This is a genomic window from Bacteroides sp. ET489, assembly GCF_030518095.1.
In the GTDB taxonomy this organism is placed as follows: Bacteria; Bacteroidota; Bacteroidia; order Bacteroidales; family Bacteroidaceae; genus Bacteroides; species Bacteroides ndongoniae.
Window position 1 is genome coordinate 293,587 of record NZ_JAULLJ010000001.1, and the last position, 15,304, is coordinate 308,890.

The window sequence follows — 15,304 nt, forward strand, 5'->3', positions numbered from 1 at the left end:
GAATATTCTTTTTTTGATTTTACGATAAAACGACAGTGTTTAGAATCCCTTGCGAATGGCTCGGAGCATGATGCCTATCTCGGCTATCAGCAATACCGTGAAGAGGACTAAGAAGATGAAGAAAGTTGTCTGCACCGAACCCACGTCGAGCCTCGAAATGGCAGCCGAAGTAGGCAGCATGTCCTGTATGGCCCAGGGCTGACGGCCGCATTCGGCCACTACCCAACCGGCCTGTCCGGCCAGATAACCCAACGGAATAGTGAACAGGGCAATCCAATGCATCCAGCGCATCTCTGCCAGATTCTTCCGGTAGACCAAAAACAGAAGCACTGCAAAAAACAGGATGAAATATCCGCCCAGCATCACCATGACCCGGAACATGTAGAACGTAAGCGGCACATTAGGCACCAGCTCGTTGACATCCTTTATATACCCGTAACCAAAATAAGCTACATTGTCCTGCAACACTACGGCTGCTTCAGCCGCAGCTTCTTCATTGCCGTCGGCCTTAGCCGTGCGATAAGCGGCAAAAGCAGCTATTGCCTTCCGGCCACGCGCCATCTTCTCCTCAGCCGACAAAGCCTGACTGCCATCTTTCAGCCGGTAGCCTCCTTCCAACAAATTATTGATGCCCGGCACAAAAGCATTCGGATCGCGTTCGGCCAGGAGCGATAGCATCTTGGGCAATTCGATACGCATCAGAAAAGGTTCTACCCCGTCAGCCGGTGTCTGTTTGTCCGGATTCAGAATGCCGAAAGCCACCAGTCCGGCTCCTTGCTGTCCTTCGTAATAGCCTTCCATGGCTGCCAGCTTCATAGGCTGTTTCTGGGCTACCTGATACCCGGAACCATCACCCGTCCAGGCCGACATCAGTGCGGCAAACAAACCTACCCAGGCCCCTACCCTGATACTGGCCAGCGCAAACTCCTTGTGACGGCGCCGCAACAGGTACCAGCAACTGACACCCACTACAAAAACGGCACCCAATACCCAGCCCGAAAGTATGCTATGAAAAAACTTATTAACGGCCATCGGCGATGTGGCCACAGCCCAGAAGTCGACCATTTCGTTGCGTGCCGTATCGGGGTTGAACACCATACCGACAGGATTCTGCATCCAGGCATTGGCAACCAGAATCCACCAGGCAGAAATCGTTGCCCCCAGTCCGGTGAGCCAGGTAGAAGTAAGATGAAAACGGCGACTCACCTTCCCCCAGCCGAAAAACATGACTGCAATGAAAGTAGCTTCCATAAAGAAAGCCAGTATTCCCTCGATGGCCAACGGCGCTCCGAAAATATCGCCCACAAACCAGCTATAGTTACTCCAATTGGTACCGAACTCAAACTCCAGTATCAGCCCGGTGGCCACACCTATGGCAAAATTGATGCCAAAAAGTCGCATCCAGAACTGGGCAGCCTGCTTCCAGAACTCATTACGGGTACGATAATATATCGTCTCCATAATGCCCATAATCACCGCCAATCCCAAAGTCAGCGGAACAAAAATCCAGTGATAGATAGCTGTCAAGGCAAATTGTGCTCTTGACCAGTCGATCAGGGAAGTGTCAATACTCTCGAACATAGATAAAAGATCGGGTTAAATTACACATAAAATTCAGCCATAAAAAAGCTATCCTCACTTTACTGCCCGCTGAATGAGTTCACGGCCTACATAATCGCTCTGTCCGGCTTCATCGGATGCCCGGCTATTAAGAAAATCGGGGAAGAAAAACAGACGGAGTACAAAGAAAATAACGAACAGCTTTATCAGGATAATAAGCCACAGCGTACGTCCCAAGGTCATACCACGAAAACCGTCGCGATAAAATCTCCATACGTTTGTCAGTGATTGCTTCATAGCAAGCAGATTTTTAAGGATTAGCATCGGGGCAAATATAAAACTATCTGCGCTTCCTCCCAACAAAAAACAGAGAAAAAATAGAGCCCCAAATACCCAAATAAGCAATCCGGGAAAAAGGAACTGTACATTATCCCCCAATCTGCTGTTGCAAGATGTTGCAAAAAGCGTAAAAAGGATAATCAACCGTAAAGTCAGAATTGCTATATTTGCACGGTTATAAAACTATTTTAATTAAGATACACACAAATTTCTAATAACTACTATTTATGTTACGTAAAATCAGACTAACACTTGCTGTCCTGTTCTTCGCACTCATTACGTTGCTGTTCCTCGACTTTACGGGAACGTTGCATACGTGGTTCGGCTGGATGGCTAAAATTCAGTTTCTGCCTGCCCTGCTGGCTCTCAACGTGGGAGTAGTGCTGGCGCTGGTGATCCTCACGCTGTTGCTGGGACGTGTCTACTGTTCGGTCATTTGTCCGCTGGGAGTATTTCAGGACATAGTGGCCTGGTTTTCCAAAAAGACCAAGAAGAACCGTTACCGCTACTCGCCCGCCCTGTCGTGGCTGCGATACGGTGTATTGGGAGTATTCGCCGTCGCACTGGTGGCAGGTGTGCACTCGTTTGTCGCCCTATTGGCTCCTTACAGTGCATACGGACGTATTGCCAACAACCTGTTTGCTCCCCTCTACCAGTGGGGAAACAATCTGCTGGCCTACCTGGCCGAACGTGCCGACAGTTATGCGTTCTACGATACCACCGTGTGGCTGAAGAGCGTCCCGACTTTCGTCATTGCAGCCGTTACCCTGGTCATCCTCATCGTACTGGCATGGAGAGGCGGACGAACCTATTGCAACACCATTTGCCCGGTAGGTACCATACTCGGCTTCTTGTCCAGATATGCTTATTTGAAGCCGGTTATCGACACGGATAAGTGCATCAACTGCAACCTTTGCGCACGCAATTGCAAAGCTTCGTGTATCGACATCAAGAATCACCAAATAGACTACAGCCGTTGCGTGGCCTGCATGGATTGTCTGGACAAATGCAAACACCAGGCAGTGAGCTACAGACATCCGGTCAAAGCCGGAGTTGCGAAAGCAGAACCGAAAACCGAAAAAGACAGCTCACGCCGTGCCTTCCTGGCATCGTCGGCACTGGCAGCCTCGGCAGCCGTACTGAAAGCTCAGGAAATGAAAGTAGATGGCGGGCTGGCTACCATCGAAGACAAAAAGATCCCCAACCGCAAGACACCCATCCTGCCACCGGGAGCTCAGGGAGCACGACACTTCGCACAACATTGCACCGCCTGCCAGCTTTGCGTATCGGTATGCCCCAACGAAGTACTGCGTCCTTCAACAGATCTGATGACACTGATGCAACCTTTCTCTTCGTACGAACGCGGCTACTGCCGTCCCGAGTGTACCAAGTGTTCGGACGTCTGCCCTACGGGAGCCATCAAACCGATCACGGTAGCCGATAAGTCGGCTATCCAGATAGGCCATGCCGTATGGATCAAACGAAACTGTGTGGTGAAAACCGACGGTGTAGAATGCGGCAATTGTGCCCGCCACTGTCCGACAGGCGCCATAACAATGGTACCTTCGGATGCCAACAATCCGGACTCGCGCAAGTTCCCCGCTATCGACACCGAACGCTGTATCGGCTGCGGCGCCTGCGAGAACCTTTGTCCGGCACGTCCGTTCACAGCCATCTATGTGGAAGGACATGAACGCCACCGGATTATTTAATAAAGAGGAACGGGCAGCAAGCAATAAGCACAAAACACCTGCCCGACTTCTATAACTTCTTTACACTTTATTACTAAACACTTTGCAACAATGAACGATCAAAATCATCATAAAGACATTTCCCGCCGCGAATTTCTGAAAATTGTAGGCATCAGTACAGCTACTGCAACCGTAGCGCTGACGGGATGCGGACCGAAGGATTCGAACTCGGCCTCGCTACAGGCACAGGGAGAAGTTCCGACCGACAAAATGACCCTGCGCGAAAATCCGAAAACAAAAGAAAAAGTCTCCTTACTGGGATACGGATGTATGCGCTGGCCTACTCTGCCCGCTCCTGAAAAAGGAGGTAACGTCATCGACCAGGATGCCGTAAACGAACTGATAGATTACGCCATGGCACACGGTGTGAACTACTACGACACGTCGCCCGTATACGTACAGGGATGGTCGGAGAAGTCGACCGGCATCGCCCTGAAACGCCATCCACGCGAGAAGTTCTTCGTGGCCACCAAGCTGTCCAACTTCTCCAACTATACACGCGAGAACTCCATCGCCATGTACAACCGCTCGTTTTCGGAACTACAGGTAGACTACATTGACTACTATCTGCTGCACTCCATCGGTAACGGTGGCATCGAGACCTTCCGTGCCCGCTACATCGAAAACGGCATGATAGACTTCCTGATGAAGGAACGTGAAGCGGGACGTATCCGCAATCTGGGATTCTCGTTCCACGGAACCAAAGAAGTGTTCGACGAAGTGCTGGCCATGCACGACCAGGTGCATTGGGACTTCGTACAGATACAACTCAATTACGTAGACTGGCAATACGCCTCGGGCAACAACGTAAATGCCGACTACCTGTACGCCGAACTGGAGAAACGCCATATTCCCGCCATCATCATGGAACCGCTGCTGGGTGGCCGCCTCTCGAAACTGCCCGAGCATCTGGTGGCACGCATCAAGCAACGTGGGCCTGAAGCAAGTGTAGCATCGTGGGCCTTCCGCTTTGCAGGCACGTTCCCCGGTGTTCTTACTGTATTGAGCGGCATGACCTACATGGAACATCTGCAAGACAACCTGCGGACCTACTCACCACTCGTACCACTGACTGACGACGATTTCGAATTTCTGCAGCAGACAGCCGACCTGATGAAACAGTACCCTACCATCCCTTGCAACGATTGCAAGTACTGCATGCCCTGCCCCTACGGCATCGACATTCCTGCCGTACTGCTTCACTACAACAAATGTGTGAACGAAGGCAACCTGCCCACCTCGCAGGAACATGCCAACTATCGCGAAGCACGCCGCGCTTTCCTGGTAGGTTACGACCGAAGTGTGCCACGTCTGCGCCAGGCCAGTCATTGCATCGGATGTGAACAATGCAACTCGCACTGCCCGCAGAGCATTGACATCCCCAAAGAGTTGCACCGCATTGACCGATATGTGGAACAACTGAAACAAGAAACGCTGTAACAAGAACAAGAATGAAAGAACTGATAGAAATGCTTCACGCAGGAGGATACTCCTGCGTGATAGCTCATGGTGACTGCATCCGTACGTTCACACAACGGGGTGTAGCCGATCTGTATGACCTGTTGGTGACAGAGCCGGATTTTCTCCAAGGCGCTTCCATTGCCGACAAGGTAATCGGAAAAGCTGCCGCCTCGCTCATGGTGCTGGGCGGCGTAGCCGAAGTCTATACCCGCACCATCAGTGAGCCAGCCCTCCGGTTGTTACAAGAAGCCGGCGCCAAGGTAAGCTGCGACGAAGTGGTAGACCACATCATCAACCGCGACCGTACCGGATGGTGTCCGCTGGAGCAAGCCAGCCGTGACCTCCAATCGGCCAAAGAAATTTTCCCAGTTATAGAAAAATTTATCTCCAATCAGAGAAAAAACGCATGAAGAAACTGAACCTGCTGGAAGGCATGTGTGCCTTCCTGTTCCTGACCGTTCTTCCTGTCCGTGGACAAGAAGACAGTACCCGCATTGCCCGCACGCTGACAACCGACGAAGTCGTTGTGACAGGCACCCGTAACGAAACCGATATACGCCACCTGCCCATGACCATCTCGGTGGTAGACCGGAAGCAACTGGAAAGCAATTACCAGCCTTCGGTGTTGCCAACACTGACCGAACAGGTTCCCGGCTTCTTTACCACCAGCCGAGGCATTATGGGCTACGGAGTATCGACCGGTGCTGCCGGAGGCATGAGCCTGCGAGGTGTGGGAGGAAGCCCTACAGCCGGTCTGCTAGTGCTTATCGACGGACATCCGCAATACATGGGCCTGATGGGACACCCCATAGCCGATGCCTACCAGACGATGATGACCGAACGGGTCGAAGTGCTGCGTGGACCGGCATCGGTACTCTACGGTTCGAATGCCATGGGAGGCGTTATCAACATCGTCACCCGACAAATGCAGGAAGAAGGAACAAAGACCGATCTGCAACTTGGCTATGGCTCGTACAACACACTACAGACCGAGGTATCCAACCGCGTGAAGCACGGACGGTTCAGAAGCGTCGCTACCGGCTCGTATAACCGAAGTGACGGGCACCGTCCCGACATGGAATTTGAGCAATATGGCGGCTACGTCAAACTGGGCTACGACCTCAGCAACCACTGGAAAGTGTGGGGCGACCTGAACGCTACTCACTTCAATGCCTCCAACCCCGGTACAATTGCAGCTCCTTACATCGACAACGACTCGCGCATCACACGCGGCATGGCATCGGCCGCCCTCGAAAACCATTACGACCGTACCTCGGGTGCCTTGAGTTTCTTCTACAACTGGGGACGCCACAAGATAAACGACGGTTACCATCCGGACGAAGAGCCACAGACTTTCCACTTCAACTCCAAAGACCGCATGATGGGAATCTCGCTGTACCAAAGTGCAACCCTGTTCGAAGGCAACCGCATCACAGCCGGATTCGACTACCAGCACTTTGGCGGAGAATCGTGGTATCAGGTACTGGCAACAGGCGAAAGACAATCTCAGGTAGACAAACAACTGGATGAGTTTGCGGGCTACGTCGATTTCCGACAGAACATCAGCACCTGGCTGTCGCTCGATGCCGGCCTGCGTATCGACTACCACTCGCACACGGGTACCGAATGGATCCCGCAGGGTGGTCTGGCCTTCCACCTGCCCCAGCAAGCCGAAATGAAGGCTATGGTAAGCAAAGGATTCCGTAACCCGACGATCCGCGAAATGTTCATGTTCTCCAAGAATCCTGACCTGAAGCCGGAAAGCCTCGTGAACTACGAACTGTCGTACACCCAGCGCCTGTGCGACAACCGCCTGAACTATGGCCTCAACCTGTATTACATCAATGGTAAAAACATCATCATGGTAGATCCTTCGCAGCGCAAAAACATGAACTCGGGAAAAATAGAAAACTGGGGAGTAGAAACTAACATAGCCTACCGCTTCAATGCCCGCTGGCAAGCCAATGCCAACTACAGCTGGCTGCACATGGAGAACCCCGTACTGGCCGCTCCGGAGCACAAACTGTACGCAGGTATCAGCTACCGGCAAGGCCGATGGACACTGACAAGCGGCATGCAATACATCAAAGGACTTTATACTTCGGTTACGAAAGGACAGGAAAAACAGGAAAGTTTTGTGCTCTGGGACTTGAATGCAAGCTATCGACTGTGTAACTTTGCAAGCCTTTTCGTGAAAGGAGAGAACCTGCTGGCACAACGTTACGAAATCAACGCCGGATACCCCATGCCGAAAGCAACTTTCATGGGAGGCATAAACGTGAACTTCTGACCCTAAAAAAAAGAAAAAAGCAATGAAAGATACGAATGATAAGGCAGCACAATGGTTTGTCTTCTTCAAGGACAACCTGCTGATGCAGAAACAAGCTGATGGCACATGCACTGTGCCTACCGGCAACCAATTGCCCGTTGCGCCTTCCGAAGAACAGCATGTGCACCGGGTGACACTGCCTAACGGTACACAGGTCTACACCTTTTCCATCAATCATCCCATCGCAGAGACAGACCAATGGATCATGACCGGCCTGCGGGCTTCGTTCGACTATCTTCCGTTAGAAGAATACAAGGCTGCCGGAAAAGCTTACCAGATACTTTATTGGGATGCACACAGCCGCTACTGCCCCGTATGTGGCACAGCCACTGAACAACAGACAGACATCATGAAGAAATGTCCCCGATGCGGCAACGAAATGTATCCTCCCATTGCCACAGCCATCATCGTACTGGTACGTCGGGGTGAAGAGATTCTGCTGGTACACGCTCACAACTTCCGTGGCACCTTCTACGGGCTCGTAGCAGGATTTCTTGAGGCTGGCGAAACACTGGAGCAATGCGTCCGCCGCGAAGTGATGGAAGAAACCGGCCTGACCATCCGCAACATTACCTATTTCGACAGCCAGCCTTGGCCCTATCCCAGCGGACTGATGGTGGGTTTCTTTGCCGACTACGAAAGCGGAGAAATAAAATTGCAGAAAGACGAACTCAGCGCCGGTGCTTTTTATCATCGGGACAATCTGCCGGAACTTCCCCGAAAACTGAGCATTGCCCGCAGACTGATAGAAGCCTGGCGGGAAGGAAAAGACCGGCACTTAAAATGAGAGATACAACCGGTCGCAAGCCTTACAGATTATCGGCTTCTACTTTTGCTTTCAGTTTATTCAGACGGTCGATGGCCGCATTGTAGAACGGATCGGGATAGTGTGCTTTTATATCGCTGATATTCGACTGCAAATACATGGATGTATCAAAAACATATTCCGCATCGCTCAGTTCCAACTCTTTAGGCAGTTTTACAGTTTGAGCCCATTCCAGTAAAGCCTTCACCGAAGACTCATCATAAGTATTTTTCGATTCTTCTGACATAGTTTTCTATTTTCCGGCAAAAGTAACAAAAAGATCGGTTATCGCATACTTTTTTCTTTTATGCTTCTACGTCAACTGTTCTTCCTGTAACTCACGACCGCCCACAAGTTGAAGCCTACAGCAAACAGGATCAACGCGCCTAATTGCGGAAGCAAATCAAGGATTCCTCCTCCACGAAGGTATACCGTACGCATTACTTCGACAAAGTATCGCAAAGGATTGATGTAAGTAATGGTTTGCGCCCAACGGGGCATGCTGTGAATAGGAGTAAACAAACCGCTCATCAGTACCAGAATCAGAATAAAGAAAAACATGACAAACATGGCCTGCTGGAGCGTAGAAGAATAATTGGAAACCACCAGACCGAATCCGGATATCAACAGCAAAAAGATAATTGAGAAGAAATAGATGGTGAGGAAATGTCCTACAGGCAAAATGCCATACAATGCCCAGGCCAACAAGAAGCAGATGGAAAGTACCAAAAGCCCTATCAGCCAGTAAGGAATCAGTTTGGCAATGATGAAAGTAAATTTCCCAACCGGCGTCACGTTGATTTGTTCGATAGTACCCGCTTCTTTCTCACCGACCACATTCAGCGCCGGCAGTGCCCCGCATATCAGCGTCAGCAGCATTACCATCAATGCCGGTACCATAAAAAGCTTGTAATTGAGCCTGGGATTGAAAAGATTCAGTGTCTGTACTTCTACTTGAGGCAAACGGACAACGGAAGAAGCAGACCGCTCTCCTCCTTCTGCCAAATCACGGGCATAATCGGAAACAATAGAAGACAGATAAGAACTCCCCATACCTCCTTTTGTACCGTTCACCGCATTGGCTGCAATCAGCAGGCGGGGACTACGACCTGTCATCCAATCTTTCTCAAAATCACATGGAATTTCCAATACAATATCCGCCATACCTTCCTCGACATGTCGCAACCCTTCGTCGTACGTATCCGGACAGGCCTTGACATGAAAGTAAGTAGAAGCCATCACTTTCTCTACCAGCCTCCTCGACAATGCGCTATGATCACCATCCACAATATCCAGCCGTATGTTCTTTATCTCCAGACTGGCTGCCCAAGGCATCAGAATCATAATCATGCAGGGAAACAACAGAATCAGTTTCGGAATGAACGGATTCCGGAAAAGCTGTTTAAACTCTTTTTCTATCAGATATTTTATCATAGCGGTTACTCCAATCTGTTTTTAAACTTCTTCAAACTGACTGTTATCAGCAGAACAGCCATCCCCGACAATATTGCAACTTCGGAAAGCACATTAACTACATCTACCCCTTGTATCATCAGTTTTCGCACAGCCTGTATATACCAGCGTGCCGGAATGAGAGCCGAAATGCCCTGAAGTACCCACGGCATACTCTCGACCGGGAAAATCATACCGGATAACAGCATTGTAGGCATCATCAGCATCAACCCCGAAGCCAACATGGCTGCCACCTGAGTATGCGTCACCGTAGAAATGAGCAGGCCTAACGAAAGCGACACAAAAATGAAAAGCAACGACACTGCCACAAGCCACAACAAACTGCCCGCTACAGGTACATGAAGCACATAAACCGATAGCAACAGGATGGTAGCAAGATTGACAAACGACAAGACAAAATAAGGAACTGCCTTCGACAGAATCAGAAAGAATGGCCGTACAGGTGATACTAACAACACTTCCATCGTGCCCGTCTCTTTCTCGCGTACAATCGATATGGAAGTCATCATGGCGCAAATCAGCATCAGAATGAGTCCCATGACGCCAGGCACAAAGTTGTAGACGCTCTTCATCTGAGGATTATAAAGTAACTTCACTTCGGGTTGGATGGCTGGGACAGAAACACCAGCCGGCAACAGTTGTCGCGTGGCGGCGGCAATAATACCTGTAGCATAGCTGGTCTGCATGGTTGCCGTATTAGGATCGGTGGCATCGCAAACAAGCTGCACGGCCGACTCACCCGTATAAAGCCGGTCGGAAAAATCAGGAGTGAACACAACAGCCATGTCTACCTGCGAGCGGCGAAAAGCTTCGTCCATCTCCTGCGGAGTCTGGAAGCGGGCGGACAAAGTAAAGTATTCCGAAGCATCCAGTTGTTCGATAATGCGCCGTGTCAGCACATCATCCGATGGGTCAAGCACCGCCATCCGTACATTCTGTACTTCGGTAGTGATGGCAAAACCGAAAAGAATAATCTGCACCACAGGCATGACAAGCAGGATGAGCATCGTCCGCCGGTCGCGGAAAATGTGCCGGAACTCCTTGCCTGCAAATATGAGAAACTGTTTCATAATCGTCAATCATCGTTTTTTTTGATACCAGAAATCAGACACCGGCCTCAACAAGCCGCCCTCCCCGCTGCACGGGCCAGTTGACGGAATACTTCGTCCATCGTAGCTGCATGGAAAGTGCGTTTCAGCCCGTCGGGCGAGTCAAGGGCACGTATCTTGCCGTCTACCATGATGGAAATGCGGTCGCAGTACTCGGCCTCGTCCATGAAATGAGTCGTGACAAACACTGTAATACCCCTGTCGGCAGCCTGATAAATCAATTCCCAGAACTGACGGCGGGTAGCAGGGTCTACCCCACCTGTCGGTTCATCCAGAAAAACAATTTCCGGATTGTGAAACACTGCTACCGAAAAAGCCAGTTTCTGCTTCCAACCCAACGGCAAACTGCTAACCAGGCTGTTCCGTTCTTTTTCCAGCCCGATCCGTTGCAGTACTTCATCGGTCCGCCGCTTTATGTCATCCTCTTTCACTCCATAGATGCCGGCAAACAAACGGATGTTTTCCCACACCTTCAAATCCTCGTAAAGCGAAAACTTCTGGCTCATATATCCGATATGCCGCTTCACTTCTTCCGGTTGTCGCCCTACATCGAAGCCGGCCACCGTAGCCCTTCCTGCCGACGGACGGCTCAAGCCCGTCAGCATGCGCATGGCTGTCGTCTTGCCCGCTCCGTTTGCTCCCAGAAAACCAAATATCTCGCCGCGGCGTACCTCAAAGGATATATGGTCGACAGCAACAAACGAACCGAACTGTTTGGTCAGATTTTCTACTTCAATCACAGGAGTACCCTTGTTGTTTTTCTCACTGTGCGACAGCCCTGCCGGACAAAGTATATCGGCAAAACGCTCCAGAATAATGTCTGGAGTATCGATGCCCCGCACCTGTCCTTCGCTGATAAAAGCAATGCGGTCGCACTGCCGTGCCTCGTCGACGATAGGGGTAGAAACAACAATGGTAATGCCCTGCTCGCGCAGACGTCGGAGCATGTCCCACAACTCGCGACGTGAGACGGGATCTACCCCCGTGGTAGGTTCGTCAAGAAACAGGACTTCCGGCTTGTGAATCAGGGCACAACTTAACGCCAGCTTCTGCTTCATGCCACCCGACAAGGCTCCGGCCCTACGCGTACGGAAAGGCTCTATCTGACTGTAAATATCGCGCACCAATTCGTAGTTCTCGCGAATTGTAGTGCCAAACACCGTCGCAAAAAACTGCAAGTTCTCTTCTACTGTCAGGTCCTGATAAAGCGAAAAGCGTCCCGGCATGTACCCTACTCTCCGCCGTATCTCCTTGTATTGCCGTTCTACATCGAAGCCGGCTACCGTAGCCCTACCGCTATCAGCCAGCAACAAGGTAGTCAGGATGCGGAACAAGGTAGTCTTACCTGCCCCATCAGGGCCGATAAGTCCAAATATCTCACCCTTCCGCACACGCAAGGATACACCGTCGAGTGCCGTCACCCGCCCGTAACTTTTCCGCAGGTTATCTGCAACAACCACTTCATCCATACTCAAAGCCTCCGTATCAGTCGAACACAATACCTCCATACATGCCAATCTTCAACATACCGTCGTTGCGGACAGAAACTTTTATGGCATAGACCAGATTGGCACGTTCGTCTTTGGTCAGAATATTTTTAGGAGTAAATTCCGACGTATCCGAAATCCACGTCACCTTTCCCTCATACTCATGCTGCTGTTCGCCTCCATAATCGGCCACCACCTTCACTTTCTGCCCCAAACGGACATCGGCCAGCTGGTCGCTGGTAATATAGGCACGAAGATACATCTGCTCCATATCGCCCAAACGGAACAGCGGAGTACCGGGAGCTACAAACTCGCCCGCTTCCGCATATTGCGCCAAGACAGTTCCCTGCATGGGAACCGTAATGTGGCACTTGGCCAACTGATCGTTCATTTGTGCCACCTGGATATCTACCGATGAAGACTGCCACGTCAGACTCCGGTCGCTATTCTGCAGCGTCGAATTCTGAGCATCCAACTGTTTGCGGAGCACCTGAAGCAAAGACTCGGCATCGTCCAGTTGCTTGCGGTTAGCGGCATCGGCTTCGAACAAACGTTTCACACGGTCACGTTCGCGCTCGGCCTGGCGTATCTGTTCCTGTGTGGCTGCAATCTGCTTCCGTATGTCGGGACGCTGTCCCTGTACAGAACGGGCATTGGCCTCCAACTGCAGTTTCTTCAGGTAAAGCTGCACTGTGTCTACAATCCCGACTGTCTGACCGGCTTTCAGCCTCATCCCTTCTTCTACGTCCATACGCAGAAGTTTGCCCGATGTCTCGGACGACACAACGACCTCGGTTGTTTCGAAAGTACCTGTAGCATCGTAATGACCGGTTCCGTCCGAGCAGGACACACAGGCAATAAGCAAGAATATTGTCGCAAATGTTTTCATAGATACCTGTATTTTAATCGCTTTTATTGTTTTATCAAAAAAGAATCCGTTATGGCTCCGGGAGCGTAGGATCATCACTCTCCCACTGCATGCTTCCAGTCGTATAGCTTCATCAACAGCTGTACTTCATGCAGGGCCTTTTGCCGACGCGCCAGATTTTCTTCTGTAATGTCACGCAACAGATCGTTTACGGTATATGCACCGTTCTGCAGTTTGGCTTCCGATGCTTGTCGGATGCGGGTACGCAAACGGATAATCTCGTCATCATCCGCCATCTGACGGCGTAAAGCGTTCACGTCTGCTTCCTGACGGGTCACTTCCAGGCTGGTATTGAACAGAAACGTCTGCCTGCCTGTCTCCAGCATCAGGCGATTGTTTTCGATCAGTCGGCGGTCGTTCTTCAAGGTATACAGCCTTCCCAGATTCCAGGACAGACTGACTCCTGCCACAAAGTAAGACTTGAATTTGTCCTGCAACATATTCAGTCCCGGATTGCCATAAGCTCCTTGCATGAAAACTCCCAGACGTGGCATGAACCCTGCCGCCAGCGACGCATCCTGCACTCCCAACAAAGCCGACTGTGCATCGTACCAACGCAATTCAGGCCGACGGTTCTGCCAGTCCGACGGTTCCTCGGCAAGCGGTTTCTGCAGCTTGATTTCTTCTTCAGGCTTACGCCCCAGATAGAGTAACAACATATCGGCATACGCCCGCCTGGAAGCTTCCAAAGACACCTGTTGCTGGCGGATCGAAAGCTGCTCCACGGCCACTTCGTCCAAGTCGCTGCGGTTTGCAGTCCCATTGTCGATACAAATGCTTACCGTACGGTGGGTACGATCCAGATCGTCGAGCAACAAGCGGTTTTGCTCCAACTGCTCATCGAGCAACAAGATACCGAAGAAAAGCTGGTTTACCCGTTCGTCCAAGGCATACATATCTACATTCAGTTTTTCCCTGTCTACCTCCGCACCGGCACGAACCTGCTGTTTGCGCCACTTTGTCTCGCCTCCATCCCAAACGGACTGCTGTACCTGTATCATCACCTGATACTGATCTTTCGGCATAAAGTCTACATCGATGCCCGGCAGTTCGAAAGGTAAACGGGTCACATCGCTCTGATAGGAAGCCTTGGCCGAGAGGCTGACCTGCGGCAAATAGGCTTTTGCCGCATTGGCCACGCTGTATTGCGCAGCTTTTTCAATCAAACCATACCGGCGGATAAGGGGATAATTGTCGCGTGCCTGCTGCCTGCATTCGTACAACGTAAGCTGGGCATGCAGCACAGGAAGAAACAGTGCAAACAAAAACAAGACGGATAAGCCATATCTCTTCATAAGCAAAGCAAATTAGATCGTTGTTGTTACTTTGCAAAGATAAAAAAAAACAGGACAGATATACTATCTTTTTCCCAGTATATCTGTCCTGATTATGCAAATTGCTAACTATACAATGCTTCTACTCCTGCAACTTTGAGCTATCACTCAGTTCCTTTATGTCCTTCACAAACTTCTTCCATTCATCCGACTTGAAAGTTTTCTGCAGGTTGTCCCAATCCATATCGGGCATGTGTATGCCCATGCTTTCCAGTTCCCCCCGCTGGTACACACGGGCTGGAGATACATATCCGCTCGCGTTCTGATAAAGCAACAGGCTCTGTACGTCTTTCGTCGTCATCTCTCCTTCCAGATAGACGAACTTCAGTGTGGCGGCGCCGTTGGTTATCATTACCAGTTCCTTTACCTTGTCGCCCTTGCGGCTGACGTAGAATTCGGAAGATGATACCGTTCCCTTCTGCTTCATCAGCAGCTCGTAGCGCGAGGATTTAACCATCTCACGGATGTCTTTCAGCAAATCCGCTTTGATCATTTTGTCCATCGTCGAGATGATCTGCACCGAGTTCAGCTGCGAAGCCGCCTTGCCAATGTAGATGTCCTTTGTAAACAGGCTGGGGTTCATCTCCAGCATGGCTTTGGAAATGTAGACAGACGACACGTTCTTCATGTCGCTGTATTTCTTGAACAACTCCTGTTGGGCCTGGCTCAGCAGGGGGAATGCCAGCAATAGGCTGACTAAAAGTAATCTGACGGTTCTCATAACAATC

Annotated in this window: 14 protein-coding genes; 5 read left to right on the forward strand and 9 right to left on the reverse strand. The window is 50.7% G+C overall.

Annotation, left to right across the window (positions count from 1 at the left end; all coding sequences use genetic code 11):
- Nucleotides 1-39 precede the first annotated feature (39 nt).
- Both Q3C19_RS01255 and Q3C19_RS01260 read right to left on the reverse strand, forming a co-directional pair.
- The gene (locus Q3C19_RS01255) at nt 40-1,581 is read right to left on the reverse strand and encodes a cytochrome ubiquinol oxidase subunit I (protein ID WP_287641869.1); all 1,542 of its coding nucleotides are present in this window, start codon (nt 1,579-1,581) and stop codon (nt 40-42) included.
- Between the two features lie 54 nt (nt 1,582-1,635).
- Nucleotides 1,636-1,857 carry a DUF4492 domain-containing protein gene (locus Q3C19_RS01260; protein WP_022163969.1) on the reverse strand — a complete coding sequence of 74 codons (222 nt, stop codon included), beginning with the start codon at nt 1,855-1,857 and terminating at the stop codon, nt 1,636-1,638.
- A 269-nt stretch (nt 1,858-2,126) separates the two neighbouring features.
- On the opposite strand from Q3C19_RS01260, the gene Q3C19_RS01265 reads away from it, so the two are divergent.
- The 5 genes from Q3C19_RS01265 to nudC all read left to right on the forward strand — a co-directional run bounded on the left by Q3C19_RS01265 (nt 2,127) and on the right by nudC (nt 8,227).
- Nucleotides 2,127-3,611 carry a 4Fe-4S binding protein gene (locus Q3C19_RS01265; protein ID WP_302726644.1) on the forward strand — a complete coding sequence of 495 codons (1,485 nt, stop codon included), beginning with the start codon at nt 2,127-2,129 and terminating at the stop codon, nt 3,609-3,611.
- A 90-nt stretch (nt 3,612-3,701) separates the two neighbouring features.
- Complete coding sequence (locus tag Q3C19_RS01270) at nt 3,702-5,090, forward strand: aldo/keto reductase (protein ID WP_302726646.1); 1,389 nt, start codon at nt 3,702-3,704, stop codon at nt 5,088-5,090.
- An 11-nt stretch (nt 5,091-5,101) separates the two neighbouring features.
- Nucleotides 5,102-5,521, forward strand: a complete 420-nt coding sequence (locus Q3C19_RS01275; protein WP_071149850.1) for a DUF1893 domain-containing protein — start codon at nt 5,102-5,104, stop codon at nt 5,519-5,521.
- Nucleotides 5,522-5,544: 23 nt separating this feature from the next.
- The gene (locus Q3C19_RS01280) at nt 5,545-7,401 is read left to right on the forward strand and encodes a TonB-dependent receptor (protein WP_302726741.1); all 1,857 of its coding nucleotides are present in this window, start codon (nt 5,545-5,547) and stop codon (nt 7,399-7,401) included.
- A 22-nt stretch (nt 7,402-7,423) separates the two neighbouring features.
- Entirely contained in the window at nt 7,424-8,227 is an 804-nt protein-coding gene (nudC, locus tag Q3C19_RS01285; protein WP_277121433.1) for an NAD(+) diphosphatase, read from the forward strand.
- Between the two features lie 22 nt (nt 8,228-8,249).
- Here the strand turns inward: nudC and Q3C19_RS01290 are convergent, their stop codons facing one another.
- From Q3C19_RS01290 to Q3C19_RS01320, 7 genes are all read right to left on the reverse strand, one after another.
- Nucleotides 8,250-8,492, reverse strand: a complete 243-nt coding sequence (locus Q3C19_RS01290) for a hypothetical protein (RefSeq protein WP_022162273.1) — start codon at nt 8,490-8,492, stop codon at nt 8,250-8,252.
- A 71-nt stretch (nt 8,493-8,563) separates the two neighbouring features.
- The gene (locus Q3C19_RS01295) at nt 8,564-9,679 is read right to left on the reverse strand and encodes an ABC transporter permease (RefSeq protein WP_302726651.1); all 1,116 of its coding nucleotides are present in this window, start codon (nt 9,677-9,679) and stop codon (nt 8,564-8,566) included.
- 5 nt (nt 9,680-9,684) lie between these two features.
- Complete coding sequence (locus Q3C19_RS01300; RefSeq protein ID WP_302726653.1) at nt 9,685-10,788, reverse strand: ABC transporter permease; 1,104 nt, start codon at nt 10,786-10,788, stop codon at nt 9,685-9,687.
- 47 nt (nt 10,789-10,835) lie between these two features.
- The gene (locus Q3C19_RS01305; RefSeq protein ID WP_302726743.1) at nt 10,836-12,296 is read right to left on the reverse strand and encodes an ATP-binding cassette domain-containing protein; all 1,461 of its coding nucleotides are present in this window, start codon (nt 12,294-12,296) and stop codon (nt 10,836-10,838) included.
- A 16-nt stretch (nt 12,297-12,312) separates the two neighbouring features.
- Nucleotides 12,313-13,203, reverse strand: coding sequence for an HlyD family secretion protein (locus Q3C19_RS01310; RefSeq protein WP_302726655.1), 891 nt, complete (start codon nt 13,201-13,203; stop codon nt 12,313-12,315).
- Nucleotides 13,204-13,277: 74 nt separating this feature from the next.
- Nucleotides 13,278-14,537 carry a TolC family protein gene (locus Q3C19_RS01315; RefSeq protein WP_302726657.1) on the reverse strand — a complete coding sequence of 420 codons (1,260 nt, stop codon included), beginning with the start codon at nt 14,535-14,537 and terminating at the stop codon, nt 13,278-13,280.
- Between the two features lie 121 nt (nt 14,538-14,658).
- The gene (locus Q3C19_RS01320; RefSeq protein ID WP_071149856.1) at nt 14,659-15,297 is read right to left on the reverse strand and encodes a DUF4252 domain-containing protein; all 639 of its coding nucleotides are present in this window, start codon (nt 15,295-15,297) and stop codon (nt 14,659-14,661) included.
- Nucleotides 15,298-15,304: the final 7 nt, after the last annotated feature.

Bases quoted from the DNA above. Each gene is read 5' to 3' on its own strand.
- Q3C19_RS01255 (WP_287641869.1), bottom strand. From the start codon at position 1,581: ATGTTCGAGAGTATTGACACTTCCCTGATCGACTGGTCAAGAGCACAA.
- Q3C19_RS01260 (WP_022163969.1), bottom strand. From the start codon at position 1,857: ATGAAGCAATCACTGACAAACGTATGGAGATTTTATCGCGACGGTTTT.
- Q3C19_RS01280 (WP_302726741.1), top strand. From the start codon at position 5,545: ATGTGTGCCTTCCTGTTCCTGACCGTTCTTCCTGTCCGTGGACAAGAA.
- Q3C19_RS01295 (WP_302726651.1), bottom strand. From the start codon at position 9,679: ATGATAAAATATCTGATAGAAAAAGAGTTTAAACAGCTTTTCCGGAAT.
- Q3C19_RS01315 (WP_302726657.1), bottom strand. From the start codon at position 14,537: ATGAAGAGATATGGCTTATCCGTCTTGTTTTTGTTTGCACTGTTTCTT.
- Q3C19_RS01310 (WP_302726655.1), bottom strand. From the start codon at position 13,203: ATGAAAACATTTGCGACAATATTCTTGCTTATTGCCTGTGTGTCCTGC.
- Q3C19_RS01300 (WP_302726653.1), bottom strand. From the start codon at position 10,788: ATGAAACAGTTTCTCATATTTGCAGGCAAGGAGTTCCGGCACATTTTC.
- nudC (WP_277121433.1), top strand. From the start codon at position 7,424: ATGAAAGATACGAATGATAAGGCAGCACAATGGTTTGTCTTCTTCAAG.
- Q3C19_RS01270 (WP_302726646.1), top strand. From the start codon at position 3,702: ATGAACGATCAAAATCATCATAAAGACATTTCCCGCCGCGAATTTCTG.
- Q3C19_RS01305 (WP_302726743.1), bottom strand. From the start codon at position 12,296: ATGGATGAAGTGGTTGTTGCAGATAACCTGCGGAAAAGTTACGGGCGG.
- Q3C19_RS01290 (WP_022162273.1), bottom strand. From the start codon at position 8,492: ATGTCAGAAGAATCGAAAAATACTTATGATGAGTCTTCGGTGAAGGCT.
- Q3C19_RS01275 (WP_071149850.1), top strand. From the start codon at position 5,102: ATGAAAGAACTGATAGAAATGCTTCACGCAGGAGGATACTCCTGCGTG.
- Q3C19_RS01265 (WP_302726644.1), top strand. From the start codon at position 2,127: ATGTTACGTAAAATCAGACTAACACTTGCTGTCCTGTTCTTCGCACTC.
- Q3C19_RS01320 (WP_071149856.1), bottom strand. From the start codon at position 15,297: ATGAGAACCGTCAGATTACTTTTAGTCAGCCTATTGCTGGCATTCCCC.